We start from the raw sequence: 17,981 nt of genomic DNA on the forward strand, positions 1-17,981 counted from the left end.
TATTTTATTTCACTTGTATTTCTATATTATAATTTCTATCGTACCTTTTTTTCAATAAACCTTTTGTAACTAAAAGTACAGGAAATGCCACAGTTGAAAATAGGGCTAGCGCTAAAAATACTACAAACCCATTTTGATACCCGTAATAATCGAGTAGTACTCCCCCAAACCAAGGACCAATTACTCCTCCAATTCCTGAAAAGCCCATCGCTCCGAAGTATGTTCCTTTCAGGTTGGAATCAGCGATCTCATCAATAAATACATCTGTCATTGAAAACATTAAAACTTCTCCAAATGTGAAAATAATGGTACAAATAGCTGCTCCTAACATAGATTCTACTAGTCCAAATCCAAATAATCCCCCACTCACAAATAACGTTCCAACCATAATTGATGCTAACGGTGTATACTTTTTACACATTTGAATGACAGGGTATTGAATAACCACTACTACAATTGCATTTAAAGCTAGCATATATGAGAACAACTTTACCCCATCCTGAAATATATGTGCATTAGCAAAATATTGAGATACTGTCGTCGTTAAATGTGAAAAACCACTATTACTCAAAATAATACCGACTAACGCAACTAAAAATACTACATCCTTTCGCAATATACGAATTGCATTTAGCATTGTAACAGGATTTTCTGTATTCATTTTCTTTTTATTAAGTGGATATTTCTTAAATTGCAGTGCTAATATAGCTGTATATAGAATGTAAACTCCAGCGGCTACTAAAAAAGGAATTGTTGATTTTGCACTTCCGAGCTGTAATCCAACAATTGGTCCAATCGCAACCCCAACATTTATTGCTCCATATCGTAAGTTATAGACGAGTAACCGATACTCTGGCTTTGTTAAATCTGATAATAACGCTCTTGATGTCGGTTCAAAAAAAGAACGACATAATCCATTCAAAGCGTTTAATAAAAAGAAACTCAAAACATGATCTGCAACTGAAAATCCGATAAATACAAACATCCAAACAATCATGGACCATATTATAATCATCTTCCGACCAAATCGATCCGATAAATTGCCCCCAATAAAACTAGCAAACACTCCAACAAGCGCACTCGTTCCAATAATAGCACCCGTCATTCCAGCTGAAACGTCTTTAACAGTTGTTAAATAAATTGCTAAAAAAGGAATACTCATTGAAGTTGCAAACCTCGCAAATAATGTCCCTATTATAATTGTCATGCCAAGTGGATGAATATTTTGTAACTTCCCCTTCATCTTTAAACCTACTCTCCCTTTTCTTACATAAAAAAAGAAAGCAAAGGATTTGCTTTCTTTTTCCTTTTTATACTTGAGATGTTTGCACCCGAGCCGCTCTCGATATGTCCATATCAATGCCATATGTAAACTGTAATTCTTTACAAATATCTTTAATTAAAATTGCTACGTTATACTTTTCATTAAATTGTAAAACAATACTTTCTACTTCTTCATATGTATACTTATATTCGCCAGTAATTACACTTTTTAAATCAAAGCATTCATTCATACAAAGCTGCACAAGTAATTGATCATACTTCTCTATCACATCTTCTTTTTTCCACAGTAACTCTTTTACATATAACCGATCAAATTTCACGCTTTCTCGATTACACTCCGTTAAAATCCGGGTCATTTCATTTAATTCTCGGTATAATTCAGAAATATTTCTGTTTAAACTAAGCAGTTTATCTACGCCGTTTTCATATAGCATTTCATTCCACCCCCGCATTTTCTTTTTCTTATTATAGCAAGAAAATTCTAAAAATAGTTTCTTTCTTCTGAAATATTAGGAAACTTATTTCAATTGTTTTACAATGAAACTAGTGAATACGAAAGGGGAAAGAAAATTGGAGCAAAAATTATATTACATCGACGCTTATACGAAAGACTTTACTACGAAAATTATAAAGCAAGATTATGATAAAGAAGATAACTTATATGTTGTTTTAAATGAAACGGCATTTTACCCAACAGGCGGTGGACAACCATATGATACTGGTACACTAAATGGTACCTTAGTCACTAATGTTGAAGAAGTAAATGGAGAAATCCGCCACTTCATTGCAGAACAATTAGAAACAGCAGAAGTAGAAGGTAAAATTAATTGGGAGCGCCGTTTTGATCATATGCAGCAACATGCAGCTCAGCACATTTTATCTGCTGCTTTTTGGGATCATTTTAACATACCCACTATCGGATTCCATCTTGGAAAAGAAACGGTGACAATTGATTTAGAAACAGAAAATCTTCCTGCAGAAACGATTGAAAAAGCAGTGCAAATTGCCAACAATATTGTTTTTGAAAACCACCCAATCCGTATTCAGTGGATGAACTTAGAGGAAGCGAAAACGTTACCTCTTCGTAAAGAACCGACTTTAACCGAAAATATACGCGTTGTTATTATCGAAAACTTTGATTATAACGGCTGTGGTGGAACTCATCCGAGACGTACAGGTGAAGTAGGTCTTATTCAAGTACTTAATTGGGAGCGCAATAAAGGTGGTATTCGATTAACGTTTATCGCTGGCTGGCGCACACTGAAATTAATGGGACAACAGCAACAAATTATGAAAGATGTTTCTAAACAATTAAATAGTAGCGAAACTGATATTCCAGCAAAAGTAGCACAACTTCTTATCTCTCAAAAAGAAAACGAAAAAGCGATACAGACAATAAATGAAAAATTATTATTTGCAGAGGCAAATGAACTATTACAACAGCCTGCAGAAATACATGCTGGATTCCTTATTTCTAAAGTATTTACAAATCGTTCTATGCAAGAAGTTGCCAAACTATCTGCTATCATTATAGAACAACAAGAGCATGCAATTACATATTTCGTCATTGAAAATGATGACAAACTACAATGCATCCTCGCTTGTGGAAAAACAGTAACGCTCGATATGAATGCTCTTTTAAAAGATGCACTTCCTGCAATTGAAGGAAAAGGTGGCGGAAATAAAAAGAGCGCTCGCGGTGGTGGGAAAGCGATTATGAGCGGTGATGAGTTTTTACATCAGCTTATTTCTTCTTTACAATCTGCAGTGTAAAACATTTCTTAAGGAGATGTCGTCTAGCGAAATTTCAAACTAGGGACATCTCCTTATTTTTTGCTTCATACATAGTAATACGATAAATGAAATTTCAGGAACGACATTTTGACTTTATCAATCATAACTTACCATATATCGACGATTCGACAAGAAATATCGATTTACCGAAAAAAGCAATATTCAAAGTAGTTTATATTTACAAGCCAATATTTTGTTTTAAACCTTGGTAACTTCCTGCATTCAGAAATTTTTCAGATGCAAGTTTAGTAAATTTCTCAGAAAAACCATAACTACTTAATTCTTCTATTCGCACCATTTGTACATCCTGAATTGGATTATGATCAAACTCGTTAGAAGGTAAAGTGATTTCACCTTCCATCCTTTCAAGCAGAAATGTAATATGTAATAAAGACGGGAGAGCATCTGGTTTATCACAAACATACAATAAATTCTTAACCTTAACATCTAATCCCGTTTCTTCTTTCATTTCTCGAATCATCGCTTCTTCTAACGTTTCACCATTCTCTACCCTTCCCCCAGGTAAAGACCAATCTCGATTAGCAACTTTTTGCTTTACTAGCAATACCTTTTCGCTTTCAATTAAAATTCCAGTAACACGAACTTGCATTACATTTTCCATATGTAATCTCCTCTTCCTATTACATTTACAAATTAATCCTTCCACAAAAAGAACGTACGTTTTATAATTAAAGAAAATTATGGAAGAAAGAAGTTGTTACATTCATGCGTCCACCTTTAACAAAGTCTATATCTCTTGAAGATTTCCAAAACTATTATTGGTTGAAAGCTGAACTACAAATATTTTGTCGTGAGTATGATTTACCAGCTAGTGGCTCTAAGATCGAAATAAGCGGTCGTATCTCACATTATTTAACTACAGGTAAAGTATTAAAAAACAGTTCTCATCAAAAGGTGAGTAAAGCTTCCCTATCCAATAAAGATCTTTCCCTGCAAACGATTATCACTGAAAATCATCGATGTAGCGAAGATGTACGTGCTTTTTTTAAAGAAAAAATTGGAGAAAACTTCCGCTTTACAGTAGCTCTTCAAAAGTTTTTTAAAGAAAATATCGGAAGAACATATGAAGACGCTATAACGTTTTGGTATGAGGAAAACGAACGTAAAAAAGACCCTGCGTATAAAACAACTATTGGTACACAGTTTGAATACAATCGTTTTATTCGCGATTTTTTTGAAGATCCAAATAACAAAGGAAAATCAAAAGCTGACGTTATCGTTGCTTGGAACGAAATAAAAGTAAAACCTGGTAGCAATGCTTATATTCCTCAAAAAGTAGAAAACTAGTTATCTTGCTAGTCTTCTACTTTCTCAAATAATAGAGCAAGTCCTATTCCGCCCCCAATTCCTAATGTCGCCATTCCATATTTCATAGAATCTCTTTTTGTCTGATAAAACAAACGTGTCACAAGCATAGCGCCAGATGCACCGTACGGATGCCCGAGCGCAATTGCACCACCATTCACATTGAGCTTCTCATATGGAATTTGTAATTCCTTTGCACAAGCAACAATTTTCGAAGCGAACGCTTCATTCATCTCAATACAATCAATATCTTCTATTGCTAAATTCATTTCTCTAAGTAGTTTTTGCACGGCAAATATCGGACCAGTTCCCGGGAGGTTTGGATCCACTCCAACTACAGCACTGCGAACGAAACGAAGAACTGGCTTATATCCTAATTTTCGAGCTTGCCCCTCTTCCATTACAAGTACAGCACACGCCCCATCATTTACACCACACGAATTCCCTGCCGTCACCGTTCCATTTTGTAAAAATGCAGGTTTTGTTCTCTTAATCATTCTTTCATACTGCATTTCTCGCTTTATTACTTCATCTAGTAATCCATTAAGTGACAATACTTCATCTTGTATATATCCATTTTCTAATGCTTGTAGCGTCCGCTTATAACTTAAGCAAGCGTACTCATCTTGCATTTCTCTCGTTATGTTATAACGCTCTGCAACAAATTCAGCCGCTACTCCCATATCAGGATCACCTATTGTTTCAGGTGAAAATCGCGCTCTATTTTGAAAAGGTGACGTACTTGTACTCTCTACTCCCCCGGCGATATAGCACTTACCTGCCCCACCTTGAATGAGATGACACGCGGTACGAATCGCTTCTAAACCAGCACCACATTGCCGATCAATCGTTACACCAGGAATATGATAACTAAGTCCTGCTTCTAAAACAGATAATCTTGCAATATTACCCCCTGGTCCAACAACATTCCCTAATATAACATCGTCTATTTCCCTCTCAATTCCTTTACCTAGAAATGAAAGAAGTGGTGCTACTAATTGCTGAACTTCATAGTCTTTCAATATCCCATTCTTCTTACCAATGGGCGTTCTTTTCGCCTCTACAATAACTGCTCTATTCATGTATCTTCTCCTGATTTCTAACTATACTTTCGGCTGCAATGCGGGCTACTTTCCCGCTATTTGTATAAGGTATTTCATCTACAAAATACCATTCTTTCGGTATTTTAAAAGAGGATAATCTCTGTAAGCAAAAGCTCTTTAATTGTTGCTTCGTAGCACTTCCTTTTACGATAGCGACAGGCTTTTCACCCCAATAACTATCTTTTACACCAACAACAACAATTTCTTCAACAGCTTGATGCGTATATAACACACTTTCTATCTCTTCTGGATAAATATTAATTCCACCAAATAGAATCATATTTTTCTCTCTACCAACTATATATATAAACCCTTCCTCATCTTGATAGCCTACATCATGTACTGTCATCCAGCCCTCTTCAGTTAGCTCTGGAACTAAAACACCATCTAATATGTATCCCATAAAAAACTGATCACTTTTCACATAAACTGTTCCTATCTCACCTAGCTGTACTTCTTCTCCTGCTTCATTACATATTCGAACTTGCACATTATGACAGGGTTTCCCTACTGAATTTGGCTTTTTTTCACTCTCATCATCGACTAATGCTGTTACAAAACTTAGTTCCGATGCACCGTAAAATTCGTATTTTTTTGCATAAGGAAATATACTCTTTATTTTTTCTTTCGCTTCAGCTTCCCATTTTGCTCCTGACGAAATAATTTTCATCTTATTTTCTATTATTCTATTTTCTTTATATAAAGACTCCAGCATTGTTGGTACTGTATACATGACCGAAATATTTTCAGTCTCTAACTTATCCAACACTTGATCTGGAATAAACTTTCTCATAACGTGCACCGTTTGTCCTTCATATAATGCACTTATTGCGCCGTATAAGAAAAGAGAGTGAACGAGCGTTCCAGCTATTAAAATAGAATCCTCCTTTCTCATATGAAAGTCATATACATTACAATCAAAACTATGAACCCACGATTGTTGTGCACGCAAAAATGCTTTTGCCTTTCCAGTCGATCCTGATGTAAACCCCATATAAAAAGGGGCATTTTGTACATTTTCTCCGAGATAATCTCTAGGAAGGTAGTTCTCTATTATTTGTTTCCATTCATCAATTGCAAATACTCTTCTTTCTTCATCTAAAATATCATTTAACTTATACCCTTCCGTCACAACCATATCCGAATTACTAATTGCTAGTCTTTCTTTTAGCTCATCCTTTTTCCATTTCACATCTAATGGTACACAAACCCACCCAGCCATAGCAGCACCCGCAAATAGTTGTAAAAACTCCATACGATTTTCTAATACAATTGCTATTGTTTTATTCTTCGATTCTGTTACGCGCAACCAGTTTGCTACTTTACAAACTGATTCAAACCACTCTTTATATGTTAAAGCTCTATCATTTTCCTTTATCGCTATTTTATTCGGTTGTAAAGAGGCATGCTTTTTATATTCTTTTATAATCCCCATTTGAGATGTCCTTTCTTTACAAAATAACAAAAAGAAACACGTAATGAACGTGTTTCTTCTCTTTATCATCCCGCATTTGTATATTTTCCATTCTTTAAAGCGGGCGTAATAATGTGTTTCAATGAACGATGTAATTTTGTCACGAGAATTGCTGCAATAATTGCTTTTATGCAATCCCCTGGTAAAAACACAGCACTCACTTTCATTGTCTCCCATACAGAAACATCCATTAAGAAAGCTTGTACAGTAATGCCAAATACGTAAACTACGAAAATACCACCAATTATATTAATACATAATACTTTTATAATAGAAACTTCACGTAAACGCTCAATTAAATATCCAATTACAAACGCTCCAACGATATAACCAAGTAAATATCCTGCACTTGGTCCAACAAATACACCTGGACCCCCACGTCCACCCGCAAGTAATGGTGCTCCAACTCCAACTATAAGTAAGAAAACGAGCTGACTTAATGCCCCAAGACGTGATCCTAACAGGCCACCTGCAAGCATAACACCAAGTGATTGTAATGTAATCGGAACTGGTGTGATAGAAAGAGCAATTGGAGGTATTAACCCTAACACTCCCATAATAGAACTAAATAAAGCGACGAAAACTAAATTTTTTGTATTCATATTTGCTTCTCCTATTTGTAAACTTAAAATCGTTTTTAGATAACATATTATAGGAGTTATATTATCTTCCTATTTTTCTTTTGTCAACCATAAATTAATATAAGTTTACAAATGACAATTCTGTTATTTCTCTTTATGCAAATGCTCAAGTTCTTTTCGAAGTGCCTGTTTTAAAAACTTTCCAACAGATGTTTTCGGTATTTCTTCCATAAATACAATATCATCTGGTAACCACCACTTCGCAAACTGCGGTTTTAAAAACTCATATATTTCTTCTTTTGTAACCGTACTATTTTTCTTTTGAACAACGCAGGCAACTGGGCGTTCTTGCCACTGCGGATGAGGAATTGCAACGACAGCCGCTTCAAATATAGCATCATGTGCCATTAAAGCATTTTCAAGATCGACTGAAGAAATCCACTCGCCCCCGCTTTTAATAACATCCTTCGTACGATCAACAATTTTCACGCAGCCTTCCTCATCAACTGTAACGACATCGCCAGTATATAACCAACCGTCACGGAATCCTTCGACAGTACGATCATCGTTATAATAGCTTTCAGCGATCCAAGGTGCTCGTAAACATAATTCTCCCATCTCCGTACCATCCCACTTCACTTCACCATTTGTACCGACTACTTTCATCTCTACACCAGGTACAAGATATCCTTGTTTGGAGCGGATTTCTAATTGCTCTTCATATGATAATTCTGTTTCATAACTTTTTAAACGTGCAAGCGTTACGAGTGGACTCGTTTCAGTCATACCATATGCATGTACGAAAGGAACATTATATTTTTGCTCAAATGCTTTAATAACGCTTTTCGGTGCAGCTGCACCACCGCATAATATTCTCGTTATACTAGATAAATCGTAACTATTATTTTCTAACTCTTGTAATACACCGAGCCAAATTGTCGGCACACCTGCTGCTATCGTTACTTTTTCAGCTTGAATCATTTCTAATAAAATTTTTGGCGTAAACATCGGTCCTGGGAGAACTTGTTTTGTTCCAAACCAAGTAGCAGCGAAAGGAAGCCCCCAAGCGTTCACATGGAACATCGGTACGATTGCCATCGCCGCATCACTTTCCGATAAAGCAGCTGTATCCGCTAAACCAAGTGCCATACAATGCAATACAGTACTACGATGCGTATATACAACACCTTTTGGGTTTCCTGTAGTCGCTGACGTATAACACATACCAGCAGGTGTATTTTCATCAATATCTTTTACAAATTGGAAATTTGGATCGCCTTCTTCTAATAACTTTTCATAATGATATACAGGTTCTAGCGTAGTATTTGGAAGTTCATCTTTATCAGTCATAATAATGTAGGCTTGTACAGTTGATAATTGTGATTGAATATTTTCAACGAGTGGTACGAGATCTTCATCTATAAGTAGAATGCGATCTTCTGCGTGCTGAATAATGTATGAAATATGTTGAGGAGATAAACGAATATTAATTGTGTGTAAAACGGAAGCAATACCTGGAATAGCAAAATACGCCTCCACATGTCGATGATGATTCCACGCTAACGTTCCTATACGCTCGCCTTCTTTTATTCCTAATTTTTTTAGCGCACTTGAAAGTCTTCTCGTCCTTTCCCCTAACTGCTTATACGTTAACGTTGTAACTGTATCATGTGTCCGTGAAACAATTTCTTTCTTCGAAAACAGTTTCTCTGCTCTTTCCATCATAGAACTAATTGTTAGCGGTACATTCATCATCATATTGTTTACAGCCTCCCTTTAAAGCGTTTTCATTTTCGTATATTATAACAGACTTCTACAAATAATTACGATATTTTTCTGTATTTTCTGAATTATTTCTTTGGAAATAATTCAGAACAATAAAAAACATGTTTTTCTCTTGCTTATAAACTATCTACCTTTTTTCTTACTTTCTTTTTGAGTTTAAAGATAAAACGATTACTATATTCTTTATTTTCTACTAAAATTCGATACGTCTCTAACACGCCTAACACACGAACAAAAAGATAAACTCCAATAGCAATAAGTACAACACAATAAGGGTAATACTGCACGAGCTCTCCTGACGTGATTCGTTTTTTCTCAAATAAAAATGGTATTGCTCCTGCTGCGATAAAACAAAATCCAACGATCACTACTGCTGCATACTTCTTCTTAATAGTCGCATATCTTTTTGTCAATTCTTTTAGAAAGTTTTGATCAAACAGTAATTCTTCCTTTTTTAATACATTGTATCGACTCTCTTCTAGTGTTACAGGTACCATCATTGCTCCAATTCCAAGGACCGCAATGATAATGACAAGAAATGTAGACAGTGTTGCATTTTCTTTAAATAATAAATACGGTATTGTAGATAAAATAAGCAAGCTAAATCCTAATGCGATATATTTAGAAATTTTTTGTCCATACACTACATACCCTTCCGCCATTTCCTTACTTACATAATAACCATTTTCCTTTTCATTACTTTGCTCGGCAGTTTCTTTTAATAAGTAATCAAGAGAGACTTCAAATACATTTCCAATCATTATTAACTTTTCAGTTTCAGGAAAACCTTGACCGTTTTCCCATTTACTAACTGCTTGCCTTGTCGTGTTTAGTTTCTCAGCTAACGCTTCTTGAGAAAGGCCCTTTTCCTTTCTTAATTTAAAAAGCTTTTCACCAAATCCCATATGTGTGTCCCCCTTTATTTTCTTAACTAAATTGTATGTAAACATTGTCTTTATCTCTATCTTCCTGCGGTTGCACTTTGTCAACTTACGGTTGCGATCATGTTATATAGAGGTTTTCTATACGATTTAGCTAGTTTTCTTCTATAATTGTGATATTAAGAAACACAATACCTTTCAATAACCAATTATAATAATTAAAGGTAATTATTGTTATAAAAAATAAAAACCCCCTTATTAAATTAAAGGAGTTTTCAATATAAAATATTTCATTGATTCATATATCTTTCCCTAGATATACAATATCTTTTCGTATCACGATACTTACCTTTAATGAACAAATCCTTTTGAATTGTACATTCGTATTCCATATTCAAACGTTTCATTAATTTTTCAGATGCTTCATTTTCTGAATTACATCCTGCTTCAATACTATTAAGACTTAACTCATTAAAACCATAGCTAAAAAAAGCTGACGCCGCCTCAGTAGCTAATCCTCTACCCCCATATTTTCGTGATAAGGCGTATGCAATTTCCGCTTTATGTTCAATTACATCATATTTTATAAATCCACAAGTCCCTATGAGTTTTTGTTCCTCTCTTAATACAATTCCAAGGGGGGATACTTTTTCTTTTTCATATTGACTCACAATTTCTTCTATATATTTTTGTGTGTCATGTAACGATTGATGAGCATCCCATACAGTATACGTTGACATTTCTTTATCTGAGGCATACTCATATATATGTAAAATATCACTCATATTAATTCCCCGTAATATAAGATGTTTCGTATACAACGCTGGATATGACCACCTCTCAACAATCATAACGGCTTCTGCTTAAACTTTTCATAATTCCGTACCTTCAATGAAAGGATATTCCCGCAATCTGTACAAATATAAGCATCTACTGGTGAAGATGTGAACATCGTTTCCTTTTTCCGTATTTGTGCATAACCGATAAACTCACCTTCTCCTATGTTTTGAGAGCCGCAATTAGGGCATGTCTGCACGTCTTTCTGTTTCATGAGAGCACCACCTTTAATCTGTTTCCACTTCCCTTCGACAGTTCACTTCCATTTCCCTTCCAAAAAACCTCTTATTCTCTTACATTTCAACAGGAATCTCAGAATAAAAATCGTATATGTACTATGAACTATATTAATTGACGGAGGAATCTTATGAGTATGATTATGACATTCAATGTAGCACAAGAAATTGAAAACGCAGAAATAGATATGCTCTCTTCTAGATTAGCGCTACTACAAGCAATAAGCGGAAATCCAATGCAAATACAAATGAAAAATTTCGGGAGTGCCACTGCCTTTTCATCAAAAGTAATTACTGGTCCTGCTTTTAATACAGTAAAAGGCATTACATATACAAATACAGATGCGATAGATGAAATCATCTCTTATTATGAATCACTACAAATCCCTTGCCGTTTTGAAATTACACCAGCGCAAGGTACAGCTGAACTATTTCAATACTTATCAAAAAAAGGGTTTTATCAATCTAGCTTCCATACCGCTTTATATAGTATACCGAAAGAAGATCCATCCCTTATTCCTTCTAACATTTCAGTGCGCCAACTAAAAAAAAATGAATTTGGTATTTTTGCAGACATATATGTACGCGGATTTAATATGCCTTCCTTTACAAAGGATGGTGTACGTCAAAATAACGAAATTCTTTACAATGAACCAGGCTGGTATTTTTTCATAGCAGAAGTTCAAAATATTCCTGCGGGCATTGGTGTCCTATATATAAATAAGGGAATTGCATCATTAGCTGCTTCTGCTACTTTGCCAGAATTTCAGCGTATAGGCTGTCACACTACATTAATTCAAAAAAGAATTGAGGCAGCTATTAAATCCGATTGTAATTTAATAATTGGACAAGCAAGGCTCGGTAGTAGTAGTCAAAATAATATGGAACGCGCTCATTTGAAAATCGCTTATACAAAATCAATATGGACTGCAAAAGACATGTAATTAACATTCTTTCTCTTTCCATTACAATTTTATACATTGTTTGACAATTCCTTTTCTATCCTATTAATCATTTGAATATTCAAACTAGATTTGTTACGCTATTATTAGATACATCATTCAACTTGCAATATGAAAAGAGAATTCTAATCAAACTACAAGGAGGAGAAATGTATGACAAAGCATGATCATGGTTTAAAAGAAAAAGTAGAAGGTGCCATTGATAAGGTAAAAGGTGAAGTAAAAGAAGTTGTCGGGAAAGTAACGGATAACAAAAAATTACAAGCCGAAGGAAAATGGGATAAAATAAAAGGCAATGCAAAAAGCACTGTCGGTAATGTAAAAGAAAAAGCACACGAGTATAAAGAACATAAAGAAGACAAATAAAAAAAGAGCCATTCGGCTCTTTTTTTATTTCCCTTCATTCTTCTCTAACACATACAAATCTTCTTCAATATTCGTTAATTTCTCGCTTACAAGCTTTCTTGCATCTCCAATTGCTTGATTATAGGCAAATGGACCAACTAATTTTATCATTTCTTCTATTAAACGTTCTGCTTGGAAACGTCCAATTTCATCTAAATCTTCTTCCATGAAGAATTGCTGAATTTGTGCTACAAGCTCTTCTTTTTTATCATTTGGTATTTTTATATTCATCATCATTTGTTACTCCTCTATATTTAAGATACTATTTTTCTTAACTCTACCATAGAAAAACGATTTCCAGGACAACTTTTTGTTACTCCTACTAGCTCCCTATGACCTAGTATATTTTCCTTCTTTATAGCAAACTGTTTCATAAACATTTTACATAAAGAATATAATGCATTCATTTGTGCAGTAGTTGGATCATACTTATCAAAATTACCCGTCATACATATTCCAATTGTATCTCGATTATTGTCTTTCGCATGTGCTCCAATATGTAACCCTCTTCCTTCAATTACCGTTCCGTCCTCTTCAATAAAATAATTGTAACCAATCCCGCTCCACCCTCTTACAGTTTGGTGAAATTCATGTGTTTTATACACATCCCATCCATCTTCTGACGTATGGTGAATAATAAGTTTATTTACTTTCCCTAAAGGAACTAACTCATCTTGAAATATTAAATTTACACATTTAATTTCCATATGAACTTCCTCCTCTTAAAAATCGATCATAATAATTGTCTTATCATCTGGCCTTATTCTCTTTTTCCCTTCTAACTCTTCAATGATTGCTACGTATTCGTTTATACTATTCTTTCTTATATATGCAACAGTTTGTTCGAGTGACCAATCTGGATGAAATAACCCATCTGAACAAATAAAAATCCCACTCACTTCATCTATATGTAATTCACCGTGTTGTAAATAATGGATGGCTTCTTTCATTCCGTTTGCAACGGAATACCCGCCCTCCATATTTGCAAGATAACGATTGTATTTTAACTGTTCTCGAACATCTTGAAAAACATGTTCTTCTGGCACAAATAAACCTTTTTTACGATCTTCTTCTCTCTTCTTTTTAGCTCGTTTACTAATTCCTTTAACTGTGTCTTTCGTTACTACTTGCATCGTTCCATTTTGAAGAATTGCAACGATCATACAGTCCCCTAACTGCGCATATTCAATTTTCTCACCATTTATTTGAACTGCTGCAATACATGTACACCACAAATGCTCTTTTTTTCTCGTATCAACCTTATATTCTAGCATCTTGTTCTGCAATAACTCATTTGCTCTTGCAACTGCGACTTGTAAACTAAGATTTTTCCGTAATGAAGTAAAATGTCTTGCAAATAAATGTGAAGCGATGTATGCTCCATTATGTTCCTTTTCGTCACGAAACGGAACGAGCGGTGTTGCACCATCACATACACCATAAATATTTTTGTCTTCATTACAAAAATAAGAATCCTCACACTCTTGCTTCAACGGGCTTTTTTGTTGATAAGTCGTTATCCTCATTTCTGTATCCCCTTTCAAATTACAAAACAATCAAATTGTTTCGATTAATCTAATTTTCCGAAATAAACTGTTTTTACCCAAAACTTTCAATATCATATATAATCTTGAAATAATATGAATTTTTTAGTGAAGGACGGGAAAAAGATGATCAGATTTCTCGGTGTTATTATTGGTTCTTTTGTTATTGCGATTGCCTTTAATCTTTTCCTTATCCCCCACAAAATTTTAAGTAGTGGAATTGGCGGAATTGCTATTATTTTAGGGATTGTAACTCCTGTAAACACAGGTATTATTAACTTCGTATTAAACTTACCTATCCTTATTTTAGGATACATAGGTCTTGGAAAAAAAGTAATTTTTAACACAGTTATCTCTGTAATTGTATTATCTGTTGCATTATACTACGTTCCAGTAAAAATCGTAGCAACAGATCCACTTTTATCATCTATCTTCGGAGGTGTTATTGCCGGAGCTGGTATTGGTCTTGTTTTTAATTGTAATGGATCCACTGGTGGATTTGATATTATCGGTATGTTGTTATCTCGTAAGCGTGACATTAAACTTGGTGGATTCCTTATTGTTTTAAATGCAGTCGTTGTAGTAATTGCAGGATTCTTCTTCACTTGGGATGTTGCACTTACAAGTTTACTTTCAATTTATGTAACTGGTAAAGTAATTGATGCTGTTCATACGAAACATCGTAAAGTTACACTTATGATTGTAACAAATGAAGCGGAAAAAATGAAAAAACAGCTTCTTTCAACTGTTGTACGTGGTATTACATTACTTGATGGAGAAGGTGCTTATTCAAGCGAGAAAAAACGTGTACTTATGACAGTCGTTTCTCGTGAAGAATTAGCAAGTATGAAACTAACAATTTCTGAAATTGATCCGCATGCGTTCGTTAATATTACAGAAACTGTAGAAGTATTAGGGCTTTTCAGAAGAGGTTAAAGACTAGGCGGGAAGCCACCTAGTCTTTATTTTGCATAAATTCAATTCTATTTCCAAATGGATCAGACACATAAAATCTAATCACATCTGGCCGGGCATGATCATCAATCACTTCAATCCCTTGTTCTATAAGCATTTGCTTAAATTCATTAATTTGAGTCACATAAAAAGCTGGATGTGCCTTTTTAGCTGGTGTAAAATTCTGTTCCACACCAATATGGATTTCTTGATTCCCACACTTAAACCAACATCCACCTCGTTTTTTTAACTCTTCTGGCTTTGGAATTTCTTCCATACCAATTTTTTTACCATAAAATGCACGTGCCTCTTCTTCACACCCTACAGGTGCAGCTACTTGTACATGATCGATTCCTTGAATAAAACTTTTCATTTTCTCTCCCCCTCTTCTATTCTAATATTATAAAGAAAACACACCCCTGTAACTTACAAAAACTTTATAAAACAATATAAGCTTCCCTTATTACCACCTTATATTCCTTTTGCAAAAAATAAAGAAAACAAATTTTTTCTGTAACTTCCATTTTTTATAGAAATACACATTACATCTATATTATAGTTATTATTAGACAAATCTTTTAGATGCTAGTTGTACGGAGGAAATATTATGAGTCGTAAAAAATATTCATCAACTCTAAGAAAACGTCATCCGAACATTTCTGGACGTTTGCGAAACCATATACAAGATCGTTCTTTAGCAGAAATGTACGCATCTCTGTTCGAACATAATCCTGATAGTATTATTTCATTGAATTTAGAGGGAACTATTCTACATATCAATCCTTCTGCAGAAAGAATACTAGGCTACACTTCTTTAGAATTAGAACGGAAAAACATTATCTCTATTTTAGAAGCTCATATTTCTGAGCAAGTATTACAGTATATAAAGAATACCGAAGCAGACAATCAGCAAGAGTATATCCTATCTATTTATCATAAAGAGGGCTATTTATTAGACGTCGTAACAAAACTAGTTCCTATTTTTGTCCAACATCGTCTAACAGGTGTCTATGCGATTATGAAACCTCTTGAAAAATCAGAAAGAATCGAAAAAATGTTACAAGAAAGCGAGAAAAGATTACGTACATTAATGAATGCAATGCCTGCGTTTGTTATATTTAAAGATCATGAAGGTCGCTGGCTTGAAGCAAATGACTATGCACTTTCCTGCTTTAATTTCCATCATGTACCTTATCACGGGAAAAAGGACAGTGAACTCATCCAATATAATGCAGCGTACCGAGAAGCTTTTTTACACTGTGAAGAAGTAGATGAACTAGCATGGCAACAAAGACAAATTCTTCACGGGGAGGAATTTATTATACACAGAGATGATTTCGACCTCATCTTAAGTATATCAAAAGTCCCTCTTTATCATCCTGACGGTTCCCGTAAAGGCCTTATCGTGATGGGAAGGGACGTTACCGAGCTAAAAGAGACTGAAAAATTATTACGGAAATCAGAAAAGCTCGCCGTAGTTGGACAACTGACAGCTGGAATTGCCCATGAAATTCGAAATCCACTCACTTCTCTAAAAGGTTTTTTAACATTGCTACTTCCTGAAATAAATGAGGAGAATAAATGGTATGTAGATGTGATGCTAAGTGAAATATCACAAATGGAATCCATTACGAGTCAATTTATGGCGATGTCTAAACCTCAAGTTTTATCCGTTCAAACTTACAACATACAAACTTTAATTGAAGAGGTAGTCACATTTCTTTTACCGACTGCCATCATGCATAGCGTCCATATTATTATGGATCATTTTAACCATAAACATGACATTCAATGCGACGGTAATCAATTAAAACAAGTTTTTATTAACATATTAAAAAACGCAATAGAAGCGATGCCAAATGGCGGTAATATTTTCATTCAAATCAAATCGTTAGACAATAATTTCATCGTAATTCGTATAATTGACGAAGGCTGTGGCATTCCAGAAGATCGTATATCACGTTTAGGTGAACCGTTTTATAGTTTAAAAGAAAAAGGTACCGGCCTAGGACTCATGATGTGTTACAAAATAATTGAAGAGCACCATGGTAAATTACACATTTCAAGTGAACTAAACAAAGGTACCATCGTTGATATTCAATTACCACTTTCTTCATCCCATCTTGCAATCCAGTCTTAAATAAAAAAGAAGCATCTGCTAACGATTAGCAAATGCTTCTTTTTTATTTCCTTCTATAATACTGTATTGTCATACCATTCTTTTGCTTTTTCTACTTCACCCATTGTTAATTGATGCCCTCTATTTTCCCAATGCATTGTTACATTAGCGTTTGCATTTTCTAATAACGTCTTCAATTCTTCTGACTCAGAAGGCGCACAAATTGGATCATTTGTCCCAGCTGCGATAAATACCGCTGTTTCTGCTAAATTAGGCAATTGGATTCCTCTTCTAGGCACCATTGGATGATGAAGAACAGCAGCTTTTAACGCATCTTCATAATGGAATAATAAGCTCGCTGCAATGTTCGCTCCATTTGAATAACCGATAGCTATAATGTTATTTCTATCAAATTCATATGTTTTTGCCGCTTCGTTTAAAAATTCATTTAACTCCTTCGTACGGAAAATTAAATCTTCTTCATCAAAAATACCTTCTGCTAATCTACGGAAGAAACGTGGCATCCCATTCTCTAATACATTTCCACGAACACTTAATACCGAAGCTCCCGGATCAATTATTTCTGCAAGTGGTAATAAATCTAGTTCATTACCGCCCGTACCATGAAGTAATAACAACACTGGTTTTGAAGTATCTTTTCCTTTTTGAAAAACATGTTTCATCATAATCCTTTTC

The 17,981-nt window shown here is 34.7% G+C and carries 21 protein-coding genes; 6 read left to right on the top strand and 15 right to left on the bottom strand.

Going from position 1 to position 17,981, the window contains the following annotated elements; translation table 11 throughout:
• Window positions 1–4: 4 nt before the first annotated feature.
• Both MHB70_RS16250 and MHB70_RS16255 read right to left on the bottom strand, forming a co-directional pair.
• A complete protein-coding gene (locus MHB70_RS16250) occupies window positions 5–1,243 on the bottom strand; it encodes an MDR family MFS transporter (protein ID WP_061530532.1) in 1,239 nt (412 codons plus the stop codon).
• A 67-nt stretch (window positions 1,244–1,310) separates the two neighbouring features.
• Entirely contained in the window at window positions 1,311–1,718 is a 408-nt protein-coding gene (locus tag MHB70_RS16255; protein ID WP_000965132.1) for a hypothetical protein, read from the bottom strand.
• 136 nt (window positions 1,719–1,854) lie between these two features.
• Here MHB70_RS16255 and MHB70_RS16260 point away from each other — a divergent pair, with 136 nt between their 5' ends.
• Entirely contained in the window at window positions 1,855–3,057 is a 1,203-nt protein-coding gene (locus MHB70_RS16260; protein ID WP_000435882.1) for a serine-tRNA(Ala) deacylase AlaX, read from the top strand.
• Between the two features lie 199 nt (window positions 3,058–3,256).
• Here the strand turns inward: MHB70_RS16260 and MHB70_RS16265 are convergent, their stop codons facing one another.
• Window positions 3,257–3,700 carry an NUDIX hydrolase gene (locus MHB70_RS16265; RefSeq protein ID WP_000432590.1) on the bottom strand — a complete coding sequence of 148 codons (444 nt, stop codon included), beginning with the start codon at window positions 3,698–3,700 and terminating at the stop codon, window positions 3,257–3,259.
• Between the two features lie 104 nt (window positions 3,701–3,804).
• Here MHB70_RS16265 and MHB70_RS16270 point away from each other — a divergent pair, with 104 nt between their 5' ends.
• The gene (locus MHB70_RS16270; RefSeq protein ID WP_001247737.1) at window positions 3,805–4,386 is read left to right on the top strand and encodes a DUF6434 domain-containing protein; all 582 of its coding nucleotides are present in this window, start codon (window positions 3,805–3,807) and stop codon (window positions 4,384–4,386) included.
• A gap of 8 nt (window positions 4,387–4,394) precedes the next feature.
• On the opposite strand, the gene MHB70_RS16275 is transcribed toward MHB70_RS16270, so the two are convergent.
• From MHB70_RS16275 to MHB70_RS16305, 7 genes are all read right to left on the bottom strand, one after another.
• On the bottom strand, window positions 4,395–5,486 hold the full coding sequence (locus MHB70_RS16275; protein ID WP_001077971.1) for an acetyl-CoA C-acyltransferase: 1,092 nt from the start codon (window positions 5,484–5,486) through the stop codon (window positions 4,395–4,397).
• Window positions 5,479–6,942, bottom strand: coding sequence for an acyl-CoA synthetase (locus MHB70_RS16280; protein ID WP_000511382.1), 1,464 nt, complete (start codon window positions 6,940–6,942; stop codon window positions 5,479–5,481). Before MHB70_RS16280 ends, MHB70_RS16275 begins: the two co-directional genes overlap by 8 nt.
• A gap of 65 nt (window positions 6,943–7,007) precedes the next feature.
• The gene (locus tag MHB70_RS16285) at window positions 7,008–7,583 is read right to left on the bottom strand and encodes a biotin transporter BioY (protein ID WP_001093347.1); all 576 of its coding nucleotides are present in this window, start codon (window positions 7,581–7,583) and stop codon (window positions 7,008–7,010) included.
• Window positions 7,584–7,706: 123 nt separating this feature from the next.
• Window positions 7,707–9,320: a long-chain fatty acid--CoA ligase gene (locus MHB70_RS16290; protein WP_000980193.1), complete on the bottom strand. Its 1,614-nt coding sequence runs from the start codon at window positions 9,318–9,320 to the stop codon at window positions 7,707–7,709.
• Window positions 9,321–9,463: 143 nt separating this feature from the next.
• Window positions 9,464–10,252: a helix-turn-helix domain-containing protein gene (locus tag MHB70_RS16295; protein ID WP_000505607.1), complete on the bottom strand. Its 789-nt coding sequence runs from the start codon at window positions 10,250–10,252 to the stop codon at window positions 9,464–9,466.
• A gap of 266 nt (window positions 10,253–10,518) precedes the next feature.
• Window positions 10,519–11,079 carry a GNAT family N-acetyltransferase gene (locus MHB70_RS16300; RefSeq protein ID WP_061530533.1) on the bottom strand — a complete coding sequence of 187 codons (561 nt, stop codon included), beginning with the start codon at window positions 11,077–11,079 and terminating at the stop codon, window positions 10,519–10,521.
• Window positions 11,076–11,279: a hypothetical protein gene (locus MHB70_RS16305; RefSeq protein ID WP_000810202.1), complete on the bottom strand. Its 204-nt coding sequence runs from the start codon at window positions 11,277–11,279 to the stop codon at window positions 11,076–11,078. The genes MHB70_RS16300 and MHB70_RS16305 overlap by 4 nt, the downstream gene beginning before the upstream one ends.
• Window positions 11,280–11,432: 153 nt before the next feature.
• Here MHB70_RS16305 and MHB70_RS16310 point away from each other — a divergent pair, with 153 nt between their 5' ends.
• Window positions 11,433–12,245, top strand: a complete 813-nt coding sequence (locus MHB70_RS16310; protein ID WP_061530534.1) for a hypothetical protein — start codon at window positions 11,433–11,435, stop codon at window positions 12,243–12,245.
• Window positions 12,246–12,416: 171 nt separating this feature from the next.
• Window positions 12,417–12,629 (top strand): CsbD family protein, encoded by a 213-nt coding sequence (locus tag MHB70_RS16315; protein ID WP_000160404.1) that lies wholly within the window; start codon window positions 12,417–12,419, stop codon window positions 12,627–12,629.
• Between the two features lie 24 nt (window positions 12,630–12,653).
• Here the strand turns inward: MHB70_RS16315 and MHB70_RS16320 are convergent, their stop codons facing one another.
• The 3 genes from MHB70_RS16320 to MHB70_RS16330 are packed head-to-tail and all read right to left on the bottom strand — an operon-like array spanning window position 12,654 to window position 14,194.
• A complete protein-coding gene (locus MHB70_RS16320; protein WP_002039315.1) occupies window positions 12,654–12,905 on the bottom strand; it encodes a DUF2164 domain-containing protein in 252 nt (83 codons plus the stop codon).
• Between the two features lie 17 nt (window positions 12,906–12,922).
• On the bottom strand, window positions 12,923–13,375 hold the full coding sequence (locus MHB70_RS16325) for a peptidoglycan recognition protein family protein (protein WP_000402959.1): 453 nt from the start codon (window positions 13,373–13,375) through the stop codon (window positions 12,923–12,925).
• Between the two features lie 15 nt (window positions 13,376–13,390).
• Entirely contained in the window at window positions 13,391–14,194 is an 804-nt protein-coding gene (locus tag MHB70_RS16330; protein ID WP_061530535.1) for a protein phosphatase 2C domain-containing protein, read from the bottom strand.
• 144 nt (window positions 14,195–14,338) lie between these two features.
• Here MHB70_RS16330 and MHB70_RS16335 point away from each other — a divergent pair, with 144 nt between their 5' ends.
• On the top strand, window positions 14,339–15,148 hold the full coding sequence (locus MHB70_RS16335; protein WP_061530536.1) for a YitT family protein: 810 nt from the start codon (window positions 14,339–14,341) through the stop codon (window positions 15,146–15,148).
• 19 nt (window positions 15,149–15,167) lie between these two features.
• On the opposite strand, the gene MHB70_RS16340 is transcribed toward MHB70_RS16335, so the two are convergent.
• On the bottom strand, window positions 15,168–15,539 hold the full coding sequence (locus MHB70_RS16340; protein ID WP_000834553.1) for a VOC family protein: 372 nt from the start codon (window positions 15,537–15,539) through the stop codon (window positions 15,168–15,170).
• 234 nt (window positions 15,540–15,773) lie between these two features.
• On the opposite strand from MHB70_RS16340, the gene MHB70_RS16345 reads away from it, so the two are divergent.
• Entirely contained in the window at window positions 15,774–17,306 is a 1,533-nt protein-coding gene (locus tag MHB70_RS16345; RefSeq protein WP_000087665.1) for a BA3702 family sensor histidine kinase, read from the top strand.
• A 53-nt stretch (window positions 17,307–17,359) separates the two neighbouring features.
• On the opposite strand, the gene MHB70_RS16350 is transcribed toward MHB70_RS16345, so the two are convergent.
• Complete coding sequence (locus tag MHB70_RS16350; RefSeq protein ID WP_000975464.1) at window positions 17,360–17,971, bottom strand: alpha/beta hydrolase; 612 nt, start codon at window positions 17,969–17,971, stop codon at window positions 17,360–17,362.
• Between the last annotated feature and the right edge of the window lie 10 nt (window positions 17,972–17,981).

The sequence above is a fragment of the Bacillus sp. FSL M7-1020 genome (assembly GCF_038050415.1).
Lineage (GTDB): Bacteria > Bacillota > Bacilli > Bacillales > Bacillaceae_G > Bacillus_A > Bacillus_A toyonensis.